Source organism: Enhygromyxa salina, assembly GCF_000737335.2.
Taxonomy (GTDB): domain Bacteria; phylum Myxococcota_A; class Polyangia; order Nannocystales; family Nannocystaceae; genus Plesiocystis; species Plesiocystis salina_C.
In genome coordinates, this window is the sequence record NZ_JMCC02000142.1 from 1 (window position 1) to 19279 (window position 19279).

7 protein-coding genes are annotated in these 19279 nt (G+C 65.5%); 1 reads left to right on the forward strand and 6 read right to left on the reverse strand.

What is annotated here, in order from left to right:
- Positions 1-173: 173 nt before the first annotated feature.
- From DB30_RS36845 to DB30_RS36865, 5 genes are all read right to left on the reverse strand, one after another.
- Positions 174-689, reverse strand: coding sequence for a hypothetical protein (locus tag DB30_RS36845; protein ID WP_146662291.1), 516 nt, complete (start codon positions 687-689; stop codon positions 174-176).
- Positions 690-879: 190 nt separating this feature from the next.
- On the reverse strand, positions 880-1401 hold the full coding sequence (locus tag DB30_RS36850) for a HEAT repeat domain-containing protein (RefSeq protein WP_146662293.1): 522 nt from the start codon (positions 1399-1401) through the stop codon (positions 880-882).
- A gap of 4 nt (positions 1402-1405) precedes the next feature.
- Positions 1406-8815, reverse strand: a complete 7410-nt coding sequence (locus DB30_RS36855) for a SpvB/TcaC N-terminal domain-containing protein (protein WP_052558091.1) — start codon at positions 8813-8815, stop codon at positions 1406-1408.
- Entirely contained in the window at positions 8812-17397 is an 8586-nt protein-coding gene (locus tag DB30_RS36860; RefSeq protein ID WP_165704115.1) for a Tc toxin subunit A-related protein, read from the reverse strand. Before DB30_RS36860 ends, DB30_RS36855 begins: the two co-directional genes overlap by 4 nt.
- Positions 17398-17897: 500 nt before the next feature.
- On the reverse strand, positions 17898-18221 hold the full coding sequence (locus DB30_RS36865; protein WP_052558094.1) for a hypothetical protein: 324 nt from the start codon (positions 18219-18221) through the stop codon (positions 17898-17900).
- A gap of 230 nt (positions 18222-18451) precedes the next feature.
- Between DB30_RS36865 and DB30_RS36870 the strand changes: the two genes are divergently transcribed.
- Positions 18452-18919 (forward strand): hypothetical protein, encoded by a 468-nt coding sequence (locus DB30_RS36870; protein WP_052558096.1) that lies wholly within the window; start codon positions 18452-18454, stop codon positions 18917-18919.
- Between the two features lie 48 nt (positions 18920-18967).
- Here the strand turns inward: DB30_RS36870 and DB30_RS41950 are convergent.
- On the reverse strand, positions 18968-19279 hold a 312-nt coding region (locus tag DB30_RS41950), incomplete at its 5' end, for a hypothetical protein (protein ID WP_205633148.1).

Genomic DNA, 19279 nt, shown 5'->3' on the forward strand with positions numbered 1-19279 from the left:
AGACCTGTGAAACACGAGGAGCTTTGGCCACACGATATGGTCGCGCAGGCCGGCGTGAGGTGCCAGCATCGAACAAGGTGGCGCGAGCGATGGTCCGTTGGACCACGAAATCTGCTGGCTGAACTTGACGAGGTCTGGCGACTGACGTGGTCATCGAACCTGACTGGCTCTCTTCAACGTTCGTCGTCCGAAGGCATGATGTACCTCGACATATACCGCAGCTCCAGAAGATCAATGATATCCAAGCATACGCGCTGTGCCGTCTGCATCGTTCGCGCCACGACAAACACCTCATTCCCCGGCACGTGTGCCATGGCGGAGATTGATGCCGTGGGCCCACCGAGCCGCGACACATTCTCCACCACGCGTTGTTGCTCTCGGGTTAGATTATCCCAGTTTTCCACCTCGTGCTCGCGGAGTGCCTTTTGGGCTTGCGCCGCACTCAAGCGCCTAAGCCCCGGGGCCCAGGTCGGAACGCCGTAGACATCAATCATTCTCGAAATCTCGGCGTTGTAGTCGTCGCAGAACTTTGGACCCCAATCCACTGCCCCTACCGAACTGTAGTAGAATAGTGAGTCCGTCAGGAGTGCCGGTTGCTTGCGCTGAAATGTACGAGTCGTCAGATGACGAGCGCGGCGCTGGCGCCAGTCATCCTGCGCGGCTTCAGACCCTGACTGGTGGTCTTTCATGGCGTCCTTGTCATCCTCGCGGAAGATGAGCGTTAGCTTCGATGAACCAACCCCCCGCGAAGATCGGACCGGCGTTGACGCGGGCGTAGTCGACGTTGCGGCCGACGCGGTCAGCAATGACCTGGCCGTCGCTGCGGCTTCGCTCCTGCCCAACCACTCCCCAGCGGGATGTCCGCGCTCGGGCGGGATACTACTCCCGCGATGGCTGCTCGCCGTCGGTTGGGCTCCTCGTCCAACGACGGAGTAGCTCGGTGTCGATATCCAACGCATCGATATCCTCGGGCATGGCAGCTCTCTCGCCAGGCGTTAATCGTCCCTCAGCGGCCAAGAGACCTTTGTAGGCCACTGCTCGAAGGTCTGCACGGCTTTCCTGCTTGACCATTGCTGCCAACACCCTACAGACCTCGTCTTTCCTTGCATCCGCATACCGTGTCAGAGCACGAACCCCAACGACCCGAACGTCCATGTCGTCGTCGCAGCGAGCTGCGTTCAAGATTGACGTGAATAGGCCAGGGATAGCCCAGTGAATGCCAGCTGCAGCTATCGCCCCCGCGCGAACTTCCGGATCCGAGTGCCCAATTAGTCGCTCACATGCAGCAGCGACAGCCTTGGTGGGAGGGACGTCGCGTTCCCCCTTGAGGGCAGCCAGGCCATCTAGGATCACATCAATATCATCGCTTGCCAGAGCCTCTTGGATCTCTCGTTGCAACATGCGCTCACCTTCCTGCTAGAGTCTCGGTCATTCGTAGAAGCGTAGCTTCGCCCCTCAACTTCGCGTCATTGATGACGCGAAGGTCCGCCGGGCTGAGGTTTGGGTTCTGAAGGCTCCCTCGGAGACCTCGCAGTGCTTTCTGTAGACCTGCTACGTTATCTTGCATTTCGGTGACGTGATCCCAGTACCCTCCCCCCGGCTTCGGGAAACGGACTCCAGTCAACTCGGCGGCAACTCCGGAAAAGTCGCCCGGTTTGGCACCATGCGTGATGATGTTGTCGATCGATTTGATGTTTCGTGCTTGCGCACGTGTCAACTGCGAAACCTTCGCACCAGCGGCAGCCCCGCCTTGGGATCGAGGCTCACCTAAGGCTAGCGGCTCAAGAGATACGTCAGCCTCCCCAAGGCTGCGGCGTTCGGCCGAGGTAAGATACCTGCTCGTCAGTTTACCAACCGGCCCAGGAATGAGTCGCGCCGCACCCGCAACGAGAGTCGGCCAGCCGATTCCGAGGGAGACCCCGTTCGCGCTCGTGTCCTCTTGGGACTCCCACGGTTCTCGCAGGTTGGCCTCCGCGAGATCGTTGAGTAAGACAGCCACGCCACCGAGGCCGGTCATCGACAAGGCAGTCTCGACCATTGCGTCGCCGTCAATGGGCCCCTGGCCTGCACTTGCAGTTGCTTGGTCCGAAGCTGCTGGAGTTCGTCGTGAAACACGCACCTCCCCTCGGGCCGCCAGAGGTGACGGCGGCGGCACAAGCAGGTCTGCCACCCTCTGCATGTGCTCGGGCCCATACGCTCGATAGAACGTGGTCAGTAGGTCCGGGTTGGCCTGTAGCGCCGCTGCGGTCTCCTCCACAGAGAGCCTTGGAGGCTCTCCAGGGTTGTCGCCCGCTGACTCAGCACGTGGATCAGCGTCGCCGCCAGCCGTCTCTTCTGGTCGCCGGATCTGGTCGAGAATGATGCCAGTGAACCGGCCCTCTTTCTTGCCAGCACGGTCAGCACTCGAGATCGGCCGCCCTCCCACGTACCCATACCGGTTGACCCCATCCCCCAGCCCGATCGGATCCGAGCTCGTCCACCGCCCCAACCAAGACGCGTAGTATCGAGCCGAGTGGTACCCCAGCCCGGTCTCCTCGTCCCGCTCCATCCCCGTGTACCGGTACCGCTTCGCCGACACGTCCACCGACGCATCCAGTGCGCGATACGCCGACGTCCCATACGGGTGATACTCCTCGTAGGAGATGACCGCGCCGCTGCCGTTTACCTCGGTGGCGACGGTTCCCAGGAGGTTGCTGAGTTGGTAGCGCCAGATGCCCGTCAGGCTTCCCACTCCAGAGCCGCCTTCGATACTCTTGGTCTCGACGATGCAGATCCGCCCGCTAACGTCGCTGATGTGCAGTGACTCGCGCTCGAGGTCCAGAGTACCGCTGACGCGCTTGCGATAGATCTCGAAGGGGCCGAGGTAGATGCGCTCTTCGGTCGTGCTGCCTTGCTTCTCGGTGTACTTGCGGCTCCTGATGCCGCTCGCGTACTGAAAGTAGACCTGCTCGGTCCCGGCGGTGGCGCGTTGGAGTTCGTCGTCGTGGTTCCAGTCCATCGCCGCGAGGTGCGGCATGGTCGTCATGCTGCCGTGCGCGTCGTGGCTGTACGTGTGCGTGTATGGGCCGTTGGCGGCGTCGCCTGGGGCTGACGTCGCTAGCAGGCGATTGCCGTCCTGGGCGTACTCGTAGCGGCGGGTCCAGCCCGTCCCCGCGGCGGGGATGTGCTGCATCTTCAGGATGTTGCCTACGCTGTCGTACGTGTAGCGCTGCGTGTAGCGGCGCATCGCGGACGGGTCGCTGGTCATCGGCTGCGGGCCGACGGGGAGCTGCTCGTGGGTACGCTGCGTCGAGCCTTGGGTGGCGTGCTCGCGGCCGGTCGCTTCGATCAGGCGGTACGTGGCGTCGTAGGTGTAGGAGTTGGCGGCCTCGACGACGGCGTTGTTGAAGTAGACGGTCTGCTGAGCGGTGTCGCGGACGTCGGTGACGTTGCCGGCTGGATCGTAGTGGTAGTGCAGGCCCTGGAGCGCGGCGTTGTCGCTGCCGCGGAGTGTGGACAGACGCTCGAGACGGTAGGTCTTCGGGTCGTAGGTGTACGAGGTGGTCGAGGTCGGCGAATTGGCCGGTCCGTAGATCACGGCCTCGCGCTGGCCGCGAGCGTTGTAGGTGATGTCGCCGACTATGGTCTCGACGGTGGCGCTGCCGCGGTGTTTGAGTTCCACCTTTCGTAGGGTGCCTGCCTGGTCGTAGCTGTAGAGGGCCTCACTGTTGTCCGGCGAGATGGCTTTGAGCACGCGGCCGAGCGCGTCGCGTTCGCTGGACGCCGAGAAAATCTCGGGGTCGAGCAGCGGTGCGGTGGCGGTGGCCATAGCGGGAATTGTACTTTGGCCGAGCAGAGTACTCCAGTCGGGCTGGGTGGTCTTGCTGGCGACGAGCTGGCGCTGCTCGGATGTTGGCTGACCCTTGAAGTCGTACGCCAACGAGGTCGCAACTCCTGCGCCGTCGTAGGCCCGGTACACGCGACCTCGGTGATTAGTGGCCCCGGGCGACGCGAGCAGGTCACCGTAGACGATGCGACCGAGCAGCTTTTCAGCGCCGCCGCCGACGCTGACGGTGCGGTCTACCGAGCGGCGCAGAGTGTCATAGCTGAAGGAAAAGCGCTGGTCTCGAGCATCCCAGCTGTGCATCGGCTGGCCGAGCGCGGTGAGCAGGTGCCGTCGGTCACCGGCGTCGACGCTGCCCACGAACAGCGACTGACCGAGCATGCCGTAGGTGCGGGTCTCGGCCGAGTTGCCGCGGGCGTCGATCACCTCGAGCACGTTGCCTTGGATGTCGAGCACGGACTTCGTCGCAACGAACTCATCGTTGCCGAACAGGTCCTTGTTGTGGGCGACGCTGAGGAACGGCCGGCCGAGCGTGTCGAGGTGGACCTTGCTGGGTGTGTTCGCGTGCTTGGCCGCGAGCTGGGCGGCGCGCCTTTCCTCTAGTAGACTGACGTCCTGTCCTTGGTAGCTGATCCGTGCGGCATGCCAGTCGCTGTTGAGCACGGTGTCGTTGACGTCCCAGCTCATCTGCTCCCACGGCGTAAACTCCACACGGGAGAACGTGCCGTTGGGTAGGTCCGTGCGGACGAGCCGGCCGAGCGGGTCATAGTGGTTGAGCGACGTGACGCCCTGCTCGACGAGCTCGGCTTCGTCTTCGTAGTCGGGAGTGCTGGAGAAGTACGGCTCGTACGCCTTGAGCACGTTGCCCTTGTTGTCGAGCACGACGCGGCCGTTGCCCACCCAGCGCACGTCCGGGCTGGTGTCCGCGTACTGGAGTTCGCCGTCGACCAAGATCAGCTCTCCGTCGACGTCGCGCTGCGGCGCGAGGCCAGGTCGGGCTTGGGCCTTGACCATCACGACGCTGCCACCCCCAGAGAAGTACGTGCGCTGCTCGAGCCAGCGGGTGTCTGGGTCCTGATGGGTCTCGCGGACACGCGTCTTCGCCCAGTTGGGCGCGCCGGCGTTTTGCCATGCGAACAGGTCGTACTCGAACGTGCTTGTTGGGTCGTCGAGAGTGTCGCCGTCGCTGTCGCCCACCTTGCCCATCACCGCGCTCGCGGTTACAAACCCGAGCACATCAAACGCGACCTGGCTGCGGTTGCCGTTCGCGTCGGTGAGTTGCCACGGCCCGAGCACGCGGTAGTCGTGCTCCGCGCTGACGGTGTTGCCGAGCGGATCGGTGCTGCTCACGGTCAGCAGCGCGTGGGTGTCGTGGGTGGTCGAGTAGAGGTTGCCGTAGGGGTCCGTGACGGCAATGACCGCGTAGAACTTGCCGGGGTCGTAGGTCGGGTGACCGGTCCGTACCCACCAGGCATCGTCGGCGAACACGTACCTACCCTCGTCCTCGAGCTCGGCATTGGTCGGCGCGCCGGTGAGTCCACCGAATGCCTCCTGGCGCTGCGTCGCGGTCATCGCCATCGCGTCGCTGTCGTAGCCGAGCGCTTTGCTCTGCACGCTCCCGTGCGCCAGCGGGCCCGTGAGGTCATCGGCGAGGTAGCGCATGCGCGAGCAACTGAGCAGCCGCTTGTCGACGCCGCCGGACGGTGAATGATCGAAGGCGATCGCGGCGGCCGTGCTCGCGGCGGCGCGCATGGCCTGCCACGTGAATGCTGCCTCGGTCGCGACCAGGCCGTGAAGCTCGTAGCTGCGCGATTCGATCGGTACAGCGAGACGCAGGTTGTCAGCGTCGGCATCGAGGTGCGCGACCTCGGCCTCGCTGAGCGTGACGTGCAGCGCCGCTTGCTCCGCGGGCTCGACCGTCTCCCGCCGCGGATAGGCGACCGCCGCCGAGCTCAGCACCGTCCCGTAATCGTCGACCTCGAGCACGAAGCTGTGACCGATCCGCGGATCCGCAGCGTTGCGTTCGTACTGGTAGCTCAGCGCCTCGCGGTCGTGCGCGAGGTAGACCCCATGCCGATTGTCGCCGCGCGCCCGCAGCTGCCGGACCTCGAAGGTCGCTTCGCTGACCGTGTACGGCACGCCTTCGAGCTCGGATCCGTCGAGCGCATACACCTCAGTCCGCAACGTCCGCCCCGCCAGCGCGCGCACGGCCTCGGCCCTGTCGTCGCCGCTCAGACCCGAGGGCAACCGGCTGTCCGGTAAGGCCCACGCGACAGGATCACCGCTCCAATACTCGCCCGCAAACAGCCGTGAGAACTTGCTCCCCGCCAGATACGCCCCGGTGTGAAACCAGCTCTTCGTGTACACGGGCGGCTGATGCAGCTGCTCTTCGACCGCGTCGAATTGCGCGAACGCAAACAGCCCATCCCCCGAGAAGTCCTCGAACGACTCGGTGTCCCAGGTCTCGACCATGCCGAAGCCCCGAAACTCGCGCTCGGCACCATCGAAGTACCCGTGGTGATACGCGAAGTGCTGCACGTAGCGCTGGCGCGTCACGTGATCGATCTGCTCAACCCGATCAACAACATGCACCGGAAACGGCAGCTTGGTCGCCCAGGGCTTCCCGGCGGCCTTGTCGGCCAAGTAGAACCTCGTCGACGGCGCGTAGCGAACCCGCGTCTCGGCGCCCATGTTGTTCCTGGTGGCGACGAGCAGGTGCGGCTTCGTACCGCTGGTCAGATCAATATACCGCAGCACGCCCCCGCGCCCAGCCGAGTGCGACGTCGACCAGACCAGACACCCCGTCCCGTTGCCCTTCAGATCCACGACCTCCACCCAGTCGACGCTGCGCACGCTGGGAAACTGCGACAGGTGCTCGCCAGCCGCGAAGCCATTGCCAGACAGGTTGCGATAGATCGTCGCGCCGCGATCCCCAAGATAGATCACGTCAGTCGTGCCGCTGCCGTCGACGTCGCTCAGGCGAACGCGACTCGGGTGAAACAGATCGCTCGCCGAAGCGAAGCTCGACAGCCCGCCCATGCGGATCATCCGTCCGAATTGCCCGAAGCCCAGACACGGCCAATACGCGACTTCACCGTTGCGGATCCGAACCAAGTCCGGCAGCCCGTCGCCGGTCATGTCCGCGAATTGGATCGACGTCCGCGCGTCGTTGAACACCAGCACCGGCCGCGAGGCGGCGTCATGCGAGTTCGGGATCCGCTTGGGGGCCTCGAATCCATCGACGCCCTTGCTGCGGTACCAGACGAAGTTGTCGCCGCGATCCACGAGCACGTCTGGAAAGCCGTCGCCAGCCAGATCGATCAGCTGCACCCGGGGGTCCTGCCAGTCGATGTTGGGCACCGTCGAGAACTTGCGAAAGTTGCCCCAGCCCTCGTCCTCGGTCCGCGTGAAGAACCCAGGCGCAGGCGCGACGAAGCTGACCAGCTCCTTGCGACCGTCGCCGTCGAGATCCATGAGCTGCACACCCGGAGCGCCGAGCGTGGTCGGCCGCGAGGGCATCGCCACCATTGGCCCAAAGCGGCCGTCGCCGAGTCCGCGCTTGAAGTACCAAGTTCCGGCAGCCTCGGTGACCAACCCCGGCACGCCCTCGCCGTCGAGGTCGACCAGCCGCGTCATGCGGCCGTCGATCCCGGCGGGCAGGTTCTTCAGTGTGCTCGCGTCGGTGATCTCGTGCAGCACGGGATCCACCGAAGCGTCGCTGTACTCGAACTCCAACGTGGGCAGGGCCGCGGCGTCGAACCGTCCCGTACCTTCATCGAGTCGATAGCTGCGCTGAACCACGCCGGTCACCCGCGTCATCGCGGGATCCTCGGCGTGCACGAGATCCGTCGACGCGACCAGATACGGCGCCTCGCCGAGTTCGGCGAAGTGATGAAACATCAAGACCCGCCGACACAGCCGCCGCGTGCGGATCTCAAACCCGGCCCGATAGCTCGAGAAGGTGTCCAATCGCGCCGGCCAGGCCCGATCTTCGACGGGGCTGATCTCGAGCTTCTCGCCGTGCCACGTCCCGTGCTCGCCATAGTCGAGCACGACCTCGAACATCCACCCACCCGCAACGAACGGCGCTGCGTTGCCATACTTGATCCGCTTGAGGTAGCGCTGCGCTTGCACGCTGTCGCCAACCAAGCGCGGCTGCTCCTCCGGCGCACCAGTATCCACGCCCGCGAGATCCTCCTGCTTGTACTCGTAGACGATGATGTTCCCGCGATCATCGTGCGACTCTTCCAGCAGCCATGAGAACACACGATTCGGAACCGCAGGATCGACAACCCGCGCCGCCGCGGTCTTGCCGAAGTAGCTCGTGACGTTGTCGCGCGAGATCGTCTTCCAAAACACCTGCCGCGTAGCCTTCGATTGCCAGCGCTCGATCCTCGCAAACCCACCCTCGACGCGTGGCTGGAACCGGCTGATCAAGTGCCCCTCACGCTGCTCGAAGCCGACCTCGACCAGATCCTCGGCACCCGCCAGGATGAACGTGTCGTTCTGCTTTGGATCCGGGTTCGAGTCCCAGTACTCGGGCAAGCCCTTCTCGGTCTTGCGCGAGATCGTCGGCACGCCGAGCGACCACCCGAGACCCAACGGTCCATTACCTTGCCCAGACCCGTAGCTCAGCGCGAGGCTGGGCCCAAAGCCACCGCGGCCCGGCGACGTGGCGACCGGTACCGAAGTCGAGCCAGTCCCAGTGAACGGATTCGACGAGAACTTCTCGCCGATGCTCCGCACCGCACCACCGCCCGACGGCAGCGAGATCGCTGGCGCGAAGGTCGAGCGTGGATCAGCCGCCTGCTCGCCACCAAACGGCGACCGAAACACCTGCGCAAACGGATTCGGGTCATCTTGTTTGCCTGCCCCGGGAGCGTCACGACCCGGCGTCACGCCGGCGTTGAATGGCTGTTTTGGCTGCGGCCCCTGGATCGGCAGCGAGGGGCCCGACGTGAGCTTCGGACCATTGTCGCGTTCGTCGTTCATGGCGCCTCGTTCAGCGTGTAGCGGAGGACCAGGACGAGCCCCGCGAGCTTGTTGGGATCGAGCCTGCCGTTGGTCTGCAGCTGTGCAGGGATCACGCTGTCCGCCACCTTCAGCGTCCAGACATCAGGCTGCGCAGGGCCGTTCAGGGCAAAAGTCGCGCTCATGAACGCGTCGCCCTGCGCCTGCACGAGAGCCGCGGGCGACTGCGCGACGTCCAGCTGCGCCTCGACCTCTGGGATCGTCTCGCTGCCCAAGCTCGGCTCGAGGATCAGCGCAACGCTGGCCTTGATGATCCCAAACCCTTTGTGACGAGCGAAGTGGGGGAAGTGCTCGGCCGAGATCGGCAACGTCAGCACGTGGTCACCCGTGTCCGCGTCGACCTCGAAGAACTGCTTCCACTGGTTCGGAAACGCGTCGTGAACAGAGAACATCAACGCCAGTGGCTCGCCCTCACCCTGGATCGCGTTGAAACCGTCGACCAAGGCCTTCTCGGCGTCGCCGCGCAGGCCAGCGCCGCCGGGCCGGGCGGTGTAGTCGATGTGGATGACGACATCCTCGATCGTTCGGTAGTCGAACTGCCGCACCTGCCCAGGCAGCTCGAGCGCCCAAGTGCTGATCGCCCCTGCGTACTCGAACGGCAGGTACCGCTCGTCGCGAAAGTCGAGGTTGAACAGCCCACCGTCGCTGACGGCGGTGCTCGTCGCTATCGACTGCCCCACCCCCGTGCCATAGGCAAACCGCGGATCCCCGCCGACCGGCTCTTCGGCGTACTCCGCCGTCTTCTCGAGCCGAGTCTTGTGCGTGAGCAGCTGCAGGTTCGCGCCCAAGCTGGTGTACGGCCCCACCACCGCCGGGATCGTCAGCCTCACGGCACGGATCCGTCGCATGTAGTGCCCAGGGTGATCGAGGTCAAACAGCACCTCCGGGATCCCAAAGTCGCAGCGCCCCGTCTCGCGGAGCACTCGCAGCTGCTCCGGATCGACCTCGGCCAGCGACACGCTCTTGCGCAGCTCGAACTCGCGGACGTCCCGATCCATGTACGCGAGATCCAGCCGCTCGAGGTCATGCCCAAGCCGCTCGCCCGCGAGCAGGCCCTTGTGCAAGCAATCCCAGTACCCAAACTCGATGATCGGCGGCTCGGCAGGATCGATCGCAAGCTCATGCCGGTAGGCCCGCTCAGCCCGCTTGGCCAGGTCGAACGCGAGCTGGTAGGTCTGAAAGTACAGCGTCGCCAGCTGGCCGCTCATCCAATCATAGAGCTCGCGGTTGCTGAACTTCGTGCGCATGTACGCGTCGACCGCCTGGGCGTGCTCGACTTGCTTCGCGTGGTTGTCGAGCTCGCGCTCGGCGATCTCGAGCCGGATCTTCGCTGCCACAATGTCCTTTGCGATCCGCTCCACCTCGAGCTCGGCTTGACTGCATTGCAGGCCCCAGTCCTGTGCTCGCCGATAGAAGCTGCTGTTGAGCGCCGCCCGACTGGCCTTCGAGTCCTGCTCCGTGGCCGCGTACGTGAATCCGGCCGAGATCATGTTCATGATGTTGGCGATCTGGAGACCTCCGAATGAAGCGCTTGGCGGAACCACGGAGATCTGCGGCAGCGCGCTCGAGATCGAGGCAGCGAGTTGCAAGCGCTGCGCCGCCGACCGCTGCTTTTGCGCCTTCTCGCTGGCGTCGAATTGTTGCTGCTCTTCCGGGACCAGCTTCTTCTGGAGCAGCTGGAAGTAGTGGGTGTTACGTTGGATCGCTGCCGTCTGCGCGGCCCCGAGCGAAGCGATCGCGCTAGCGGCCTCATCGCGCTGCTTGACCCGCACCTCGCGGATCCGCGCGAGCATCTCGAGCTCCTGACTCGAGCGGATTCGACCGAGCTGCTCGGCGTCGCGCTTCTCGATCGCCGACAACAAGCTGGCACCGAGCGCACGCAGGGAGCCCGCGAACGCGGACGCACGCGCGTGAACAGAGCGGAAGCGGTACGGCGGCAGGCCCGAGTCGAGGTGCCCGAGCACGGATCGCAGATCCAGCCCCGCGGCCGTGGCTTGCACGAGCAGCGCGGGGTTGATCGGCGGCTCGAACAAGGGCAACTGCCGCTCGACGCCATCAATGTTTTGGCAGTGGCGGATCTTGAACAGCCGATCCGCGATGATGTCCCAATATTTGAGCAGCTCCGGGTTCGGCGGATAGCAGAAATACCACGAGTTGGAGATCACCGGCACGCGCACCCAGGGCTCGTCCGGGCCGGCGTCACCACAACCTTGCTTCTTCAGCGCCTGGGCGGGGAGGTGGATCCAGCTCTCGAGCTGGATCATCGCGTTCGAGAACGGATCCAGGCCGATCGCATCGAGCTGGGCGAAGCTCTTGGCGCCGCCGCCGGGCCCGGGAACCGCCTGCGGCCGCGGACCGAGCAGCTGCGCGACCACGATGTAGAGCACGGTCGCCTCGGTGATCGACTCGATCGTGTCGCGGCGAAACAGGTTGTCCGCCCAGGCGATCAGGTTGTCGAAGTACTCACGCAACAGCGCCCGCTGGTAGACACCGGGGCGCACACGGGCGACCGCGTGAGGGTCGAAGGGGTTCGCCACCCAGGTGTCCACTTGCTGGGTGAACGCCTCGATCGCGGTCTGCTGCTCGGCGGGCGTGACTCCGATCCCGAGCATGGCTTCGATCTGATCCGTCGCCAGGATCTTCGCTTCGTGGAAGAAGGGTTTGATCCGCCAGAACTTCGAGGTCGGTGTCTCGCTCTCCAGCTTCACGATATCGATCGGGTTGAAGATCAGGTGATACCAGCTCTGCGCCTCTTCCCAGCGCTGCTCCGTGGCCAGCTTGCCGGCGAGCAGCATGGGCACGTGGTAGAAGATCTCCCAATTGTACGTGGCGTAGGGGTTGTTGAACGAGAAGTCGAATTCCTCGATCGGGAGGTCGCCGCGGACGGCCTTCGGGTTGAGGCCCATGCCGTCGGGATCACCGAATGGGTTGATGGACTTGCGTTGGCGAAACAGCTGGCTGTTGACCGGAGGGGCGTATAGGCCCGGGAGGCCGCCGCTCGCCAGCGCTTCTTGCAGGTCGCGCGCGAACGGGTGGTAGAGTTCGACCATCTCGAGCACGAAGTCCTGCGACGGGGGCGGGTAGTCGTCCTGGTTGCTGGGCAGGTCTTTGTTGGCCCGGACCATCGCAGCATTGCGGGCGGGCGGAGCTTTGCCGGAGGCGCCGCGGGTCTTGGGTCGCTGCTCTCGGGCCTGTCGGGGCTCGGGAGTATCGGGGACCTCGGGCTCGGGCGGCGGGCACAGCACGAGGTTCGCGGGCTTGAAGTGGCCAATGAGGCCGGGGTCACTCGCGTGCCTCGAGAACCGGAACTCGGGCTCGATCAGATACTTGCGCGACCGGTCATCGTAGATCGCCGGCAACTTGCTTGGATCGCGCCACGGGGTCCAGATGTTGGCGTGATGCACGAACGTGGCCTTGCGGCCGCTCGAGGCGCGCTTGAACAAGTCCACGAACACGTCGCCCTGGACGAAGTGGGCCGCCCAATCGTCACCTTCTTCAGCCTCCGAGAAGTGCAGGTTCGAGACATTGCGCTGTCCCTCGAACTCGTCGTACATGCCGAGCGCGATAAACCTCCTGGCGGTGATGAACTGTCGTTTGACGGTGAGATCATCGCTAATCGGAACGTCGACCATTTTTGTGGCGTACTCATCCCAGTCCATCCACGCGCCGCGGTCCTGAGCACGCTGCTCGACGGGAAAGTACGTGAAGGTCGCGATGATCCCCGGATTGCCGTCGCCCCCGCTCTCGGAAAAATCGATTTCCTGCCACAAGACGGTCGCAAGCATCCTCGTGCCGCTGACGTACAGGTGCAGCCGATAGTCGTGCGGCGGCAGGTACCTCGCCCCGCTGAGCTTCGACATCGTGGGCTTGCCCCAACCATCGGGGGCGCGCTCGATGTGGTGGACGCGGAAGCGATACCTCGGCGGGGCGTCCTCATCCGTCGCCTGCTGCTCATGCTCGGTCGCCCAGAACAAGTGCAGACGGCCCTTGTAGAGCACGATCGCCGCGGCGTCGCTGTCGATCCCGGTCGGCACGGCCTCCCACGCTTCCCAGGTACCCAGCGGAAGCCGCCGCCGCACGAACCACTCGTGCGGGCTCGCGTGCGTGCGCCCAAGCAACCACAGCTCACCCGTGTGCGGGTGCTCGTCGACGCCGATCATCTCGAGGTTGGCGACCCGGGCCAGCTGCTCGAGGTATTCGCTCAGCGCCTTCTCCACACGCGGCGGATCGAGCACACCCTGCATGAGCGTGGCCTCGAGCTCCGCGAACTCGGGTGTCTTGTCACCGCGCAGCTCCGGCTCGATCCAGTTCTCGGGGTAGAGGAACACCTTGCGGTTGGCCTCCCAGACCCGGTAGTTCTTCATCCAACCCCAGCGCTGGATCGCCTCGGGATCGAAGGTGACCTCCATGACGTCGAGGTGCAGTAGCACGCGGTGAATGAAGATCTGCACCGATGCGATCGCCTGCTTGATCCGCGAGGTCATCATGCAGGCGCTCATCTCGACGTCGATCAGCAGGTGCTCGAACACGTCGTTGGCGGTGCGAAATGCAGGCGTGCGGGCGATCGCAGCATCGACGAGAGCATCGCGCTGGCGCTCGCGGATCACGTCGCGCAGGGGCTTGGCGATCTCGGGCCAGCGGTCTTCGCCGTACTTGGCTCGGGTCGCTGCCTTGATCGCGGCGGTCGTGGCGAGCGTGGGGGTCGGGGTGGCCCAGTCGCGCAGGACGTCGAGACCGACGCCGAGGCGGTCGGCGGTGGCGATGAGCAGCTTCAGGCGAGGGGGGATGTACTCCTCGGCGACGGCGGCCGCGTGGGTGTCGTCGTAGCCGAGCGAGGTTGCGAGCGCGAGCACGGCGGTGGCGTCCCAGCCGGCGTGGTCGGACAAGATCCCGATCGCGTCGGCCAAGGTGGCGGCCTCGCTGATCTCCGCGGGGGCGAGCTCGCCTGGACGCGAGAGCTCGCGCAGGGTGAGGGCGTTGCACAGGCACGCCCAGGACTCGAAGCTCGCGGTGGCCGAGGCGGCGTCGAGGGGGAGCGCGTCGAGGTTCAGCCAGCCGTTGCGGCCCGAGTACCAGGCGGCCTGATCCGCGCGCAGCTCGAAGCGGACGCAGATCAGCGCGGCCTTGGCCAGGCGGGTCCAGGCGGCGAAGTGGATTGGGTGAGTGCCGATGTTCAGGCCAGTCGCGAGTTGCTCGTGGGTGGCGAAGGGTTGGCGGTAGACCTCGAACAAGCGCCCGTCGCCGGCTGGGTTGCTGAGCACGGTGGTAGCGAGGGCCTCGGCGACCGCCGCTGAAACTCCGAGCTGTGTGACGATCGTGTCGAGCACGAGCGCGCGCCGTCGCAGGTGCCCGACGACCCCCCGGAGGAGACACGTTCGGCGCACCGAGACGTCTGGCTCGTTGGCGAGCACGGCCAGGGCGGCGACGACGTCGACGACGCCGCTGAACTTGGCCTTGATGAACGCGACGCGGTCCTCGGGCTCGAGCGGCGAGGTCTGCTCGATGATCTTACAGGTGGTGGTGACGTCGTCGGCGTCGAGTAGCGCGGCGAGGTTGGTGGTCAGGGCCTGACCATCGGGGTCCTCGAGGTGACTGGCTTCGTCGTCGATCGTGAGTAGCCCCAGGGCCAGGTCGCCGAGGGTGCGGGCGACCGCGACGGTGTCGAGAGGGCCGGCGCCGATCGAGCGGTGGCGCAGCAGCCAGTCGAGCTCGTCAACCGAAAAACCGCTCTTGGTCAGTGCCTCGACCTGGTCGACGAAGTTTGCGGTCGACTGCGGATCGGCAAACGGTGCCAGACCACTCAGATCGACGAAATGCAGGAAGTCTGCGATCGAGAGCCGGAGCGTCCGCGCGAACACGACGCAACGAAACAGCGCGGTGAGGTTGGCGAACGAGAACGCGTCGCTGGCCAGGTCGGAGCTCGCCAGCAGCCGGTAGTCCCGCTCGCCGATCCCGAGGCCCGCGAGCACACGCGGCAGCTGCGTGGCGCTGATCGGGGTTGCCGGGTTGCTCTCGCCGAACAGCTGCGAGCCATCGCCTGCGAGGTTGAACGCCGGATCGATCGGCCCGAGGTCCTTGCTCAGAAAGCGGCGAGTGTAGAGCGCCCGCTTGTCGTCGCCGTCGCGGGCGTCGATCACGTTCGCCCAGAGCGTGGCGAGCTCGTCCCAGCCCAGTCGCACGCGCTCGCGGAGCAGCACGATCTGCGCGAGCTTGCGCAGCCCCGCGCGATCCAGCGTGTTGCCAAGGACGTCGCGCACCAGCACGTCGAGCATGCGCCGGGGGATCTTCGTCGCTCGCTCTAGGCGCACGAAGCGGTGGATCCGATCGAGCGCGGGCGCGTCCAAGAACGCGATCGTGGCATCCTCCAGCGCGCAGCTATCGGCCCACTGCATCACGATGTTGCCGCCGGGGTTGATGAAGTGCAGATCGAGCAACTCACGGAGCGCGTCGAGCTCGAGTCGCGCGCGCAGCAACAGCTCGCCGACGTCTCCTTGCTCGCCGGTTCCCCGAAGCACGTCGACCCATTCGTTGGCCTGCGCCGCGAAGCCCCAGAACTCGCGGCCGTCGGGCGAGACGTTGCCGCCGTACTCGCCCGCGATGATCTCAAAGGTCGTCGCGTCCAGGTCGAGCACGTCCGCCGCGATCGCGTCGAGCTCCGCGTCGCTGGGATCGACCCCGGCGACGCGGCGCATGAGCTCGTGTCGCGGGACGCCGAGGTGCCGCAGATACGTCCGCGCTTCGATCGTCGGCAGCGAGAACGGCAGGGTCCACGGGTGGACCACCTGCGTCAGCGCGGCGCTCTGGTAGATGTTCGCGTCGAGGTGCTCGGGGTGCAACCGCAGCTCCGCGGCCGTCCACGTGGTCTGCTTCGAGACCGGCCCGAGGCCACCCACGAGAAAATCCTCGAGCAGCTCGTTGACCAGATCGATATACGGCAACACCGTGTTGGTGTTGGCGCAATCGAGCAAGATGTGCGCGAGATCGGGCCGGCGAGCAAGCAGCACCGCGAGCGCGTTCGGGGCCTGCTGCGCCGGGCGTGCCTTCAAGAACGCGAGCAGATCTGCGAGGTACGCGGCCGGGCTGAACACCGAGCGGCAGTGCTCGCACACGCAATAATCGAGGTTGCCGAGGATCGTCGCCAGCTCGGTCAGGCCGTTGGGAGAGTCCTCGAGTTGCTTCGCGCCCTTGTTGGCCACCGGCACAAACTCGCCGCCGGTCTTGGCCAGGGCGATCTGCGACGACAGCCCGAGCACCAGCGAGTGGACCTTCGCGGCATTGTCCCAGACCGTGCCCGCGAGCGCCTCGCTGTCGTGGTCGTCGCTCGGGAGCAACGGCCCAAACCGCGACGCGAACTCGCTGCGCGTGCTGGCGACGATCTGCGTGGCCGAGGTGATCCCCTGCTCGAGCAGCGCCTTCGCGGTCGCGTAGCGGCCGATCGGCGGGCTCAGTCGGTAGACCCGCTGAACCCGCTCGAGGTTCGCGCGAGCCTGGGGCTGATCCGCGGGGGCGATGCCGGTCCACGGTGACGTCGCGCCGTGGAGGTAGTGGCCGATCGTGCTGTCGACAATATCGAACGCCGGATTGTTGTGCAGGAAGGCGGCGACCCCCTCGGTCTGCGGGGGCTGGTCTCGGGTGAGTGCGGCGCCAAGTGACACGGACGGGTACGCGCTCTCGAGCACGTTGAACAAGGTGCGCGCATAGGTCTGCCGGATCGTGCTCGCGTCGGCGCCCGGGATGTCATCGGGTGATGTGACGTCGTGCTTGGTCAGCATCGCGTCCCAGTCCGCGACGTTCCACGTCGCGGTGTCGGCGAGCTCGGTGATCGTGGCGTCGTTGCGCTCCGCTTGAAGCGCGGCGAGGGTCGGCAGGTGGGCGCCGACCAAGGTCGCGGCTTGGACGGTGAACTTCAGCTGCGGAATCTCGGAGGCGAGACTGGACGCTGCGGCGACCGTCCAAAACTCGTCGATCGGACCCTCGTGCGCGAGCCAGAGCTGCGTGAAGGTTCGCTGGTCTGACTCGGACAAACCGGCGGTGTCGAGGAGCGCCTGTTGGCTGACGCCTGCGACCAACCGGACGAGCTCAGCGTCCACCACGAGCTCACGCATCGCGGCGAGCTCTGCTGCGAGCTCGTCCGCTTGTGCCGTCTCAGACCCGTCGCCGGGCAGGGGAAGCCGCCGACCCGCCCACGCGCCACGGATTGCGCTCGTCCACGCGCGCTCGCCAGCCCGGAGCAGACCGAGCAGATCAGCTGGCAGCCCCGCCCGCAAGAACGCGTAGCAGCTCTGCGGCTTGATCGTCCGACCGTCTGCGAGCCGGTGCGCTTGCACGTAGGCCGCGAGGTGAGCCGAGGGCACGACGGCCCGCCGCGCGAGCCATTCGAGCCGATCCACCGGGACATCCTTGGCTTTTGTCGTGCCCAGCAGCGGCACGACGTCAGCCTCGAGCTGGTCCCACTCCGTGCGGCCTGGGTACGTGTCCGTGCTGAGCACGAGATCGACGATCGTGGTCGCTTCGAGATCACTGATGAGCCCGGACTCGATCATGTCCGCTCCGAGCTGGGCGCGAACGAAGACGTCCCAAGGTCCCGTGGACGGGGCCGAATCGACCCACGAGATTGTGTATATGCCGTTGGCGTCGGTGCTGGCCGCCGGGCCCTTTTGCGGTGATTCGCCAGTCAGACTGGTGACTTCGTGAATCGTGATGGTGGCATTGGAGACGGGCGTGCCGTCGTTGCCAGCCACCCGGCCGGAAACTGTATAGTTTGACATGATTGTGGGTCGGGCCGGGTAATGTGGATCATGGCAAGCCGGCCGAGCAGCCGGTTCACCGAAGGGAGTCGGCGCTAACGGTATCAGGGTTTGTTGTCGGGGCGAGCAAAATGGTCACTCTTCGCGAAGATCGAGCATGAGAGATCACAACGAAGAAACCGTGACGGAATCACCGTCGACGGACACGCACGCGCGGCTTCATGCCGCGTGGCCCAAAATGGGACGCATGCCGACCGCGGGTCGGGGACGTGCGAACGCTGGCCGGACTCCTCCCTCTAACTCGAGGGCGTTCGGGCGTCTGGCCGTGTTGATGAGGCCGCGGCGATCAACTTCCGCTGAGCCCGAAGGCGCGCTTCCGCCCGGGGCAGATGGGCGTCCAAGATCGCGGTCACGGTCTCTTCGATCAACGCCGACCCGACAACGCGAGCGTCGTAGTCCGCCCGGGAGGCGGGATCGAGCAGCACGCCGCGGGCCTCCTCGAGGATGCGCGCCCGCTCATAATCGGCCCCCACGACCTCTCGCTGGTAGGCGCCCTCGATCTCGTCGCGCTCCGCCTCCGGGCCGACCCCGAGGATCGCGTAGTAGTCGAGGTCACTCATGCTGCCGCGGCCATCGTCTCGCGGCAGCGACGCGCTCGCAACCAGGGGCGCGCAGACGGGGCATCGATCAGTGGCGAACAGCGGGGGTGTTCGGGTTGCAACGGCGTTGTACGGGCAGCATTGCTCATCGTGCCGACCGGCCGGACGGAAGAAAACTCAGCGGTCGAGCCGCGCGTGTTAGCGGTGCGACGCTTTCCTCGCCAGCCAACAGCTGGCGGAAGGAAAGCATCATGTTCATCAAACTACAGGTACTACTCACGTTCTTCGCGACGCTCACTGCCAACAGTGGGGCGCCCCCTGTTCTGTGTGACCTCGTCTACACGGACACGGGCAAGCCGATCCTCTGCGAGCCTCACCGCGACGGTGCGCCGGTCTACGACGACACCGTTTGCTGTGAGGGGCGCAGCTGCACCCCGGCTCGGGGGGGCTCGTGTGCCACCGGGACCCCCTACTACTGCGAACTCGGCGAGGTGCGGGCCACCGGCGAGGTGAGTTGCTACTTCGAGGTCCCCGACTTCTGCGCGGTGTTCCCCTGCAAGCCGGGGTTCCAGCCTCAGCCACAGGCGAACTACATTTGCTGCTACGAGGGGGTTTGCTGGAACACCTACGGAGCGTCAAACGACTGCGAGCTCCAGGACATCTACTGGTGCGACGACGGCGTCACCAACGAAGACGGCACCACAACCTGCTTCGACTAGGAGGCATCCGCGCGATGGAGACCTGTTTCCCAGTCTCCATCGCGCGACCTACTGGCCTCCAATTTCCTCAAGTGCATGGTCAAACCGAGCTACCTCGCCAGAGAGATGCTGCTCGGCAGCCCTGGCTCGACCAGCGCGAAGCACCTTTGTTGCCCGGCGGATTTCCGCTATCTCGATGTATAGCTTGCCCAGCCAGAGTGCGTCGGAAGTGTACCGGGCCCATTGCTGAGCATCGCTATCGAGCTTCAGGATCTTCCGCTCAGAATTTTCCGCGCCGTCTAGCTGTCGCAGCTCGAGGAACCCACGGAACTTCTGCAAAAGGATCTCGCGCGTCCGCCAGCTCCCATGCCCGAACTCGTC

What these genes read in the sequence shown, in the direction of transcription:
- DB30_RS36850 (WP_146662293.1), bottom strand. Translation starts at nt 1,401, where the DNA reads ATGTTGCAACGAGAGATCCAAGAGGCTCTGGCAAGCGATGATATTGAT.
- DB30_RS36845 (WP_146662291.1), bottom strand. Translation starts at nt 689, where the DNA reads ATGAAAGACCACCAGTCAGGGTCTGAAGCCGCGCAGGATGACTGGCGC.
- DB30_RS36855 (WP_052558091.1), bottom strand. Translation starts at nt 8,815, where the DNA reads ATGAACGACGAACGCGACAATGGTCCGAAGCTCACGTCGGGCCCCTCG.
- DB30_RS36870 (WP_052558096.1), top strand. Translation starts at nt 18,452, where the DNA reads ATGTTCATCAAACTACAGGTACTACTCACGTTCTTCGCGACGCTCACT.
- DB30_RS36860 (WP_165704115.1), bottom strand. Translation starts at nt 17,397, where the DNA reads ATGATCGAGTCCGGGCTCATCAGTGATCTCGAAGCGACCACGATCGTC.
- DB30_RS36865 (WP_052558094.1), bottom strand. Translation starts at nt 18,221, where the DNA reads ATGAGTGACCTCGACTACTACGCGATCCTCGGGGTCGGCCCGGAGGCG.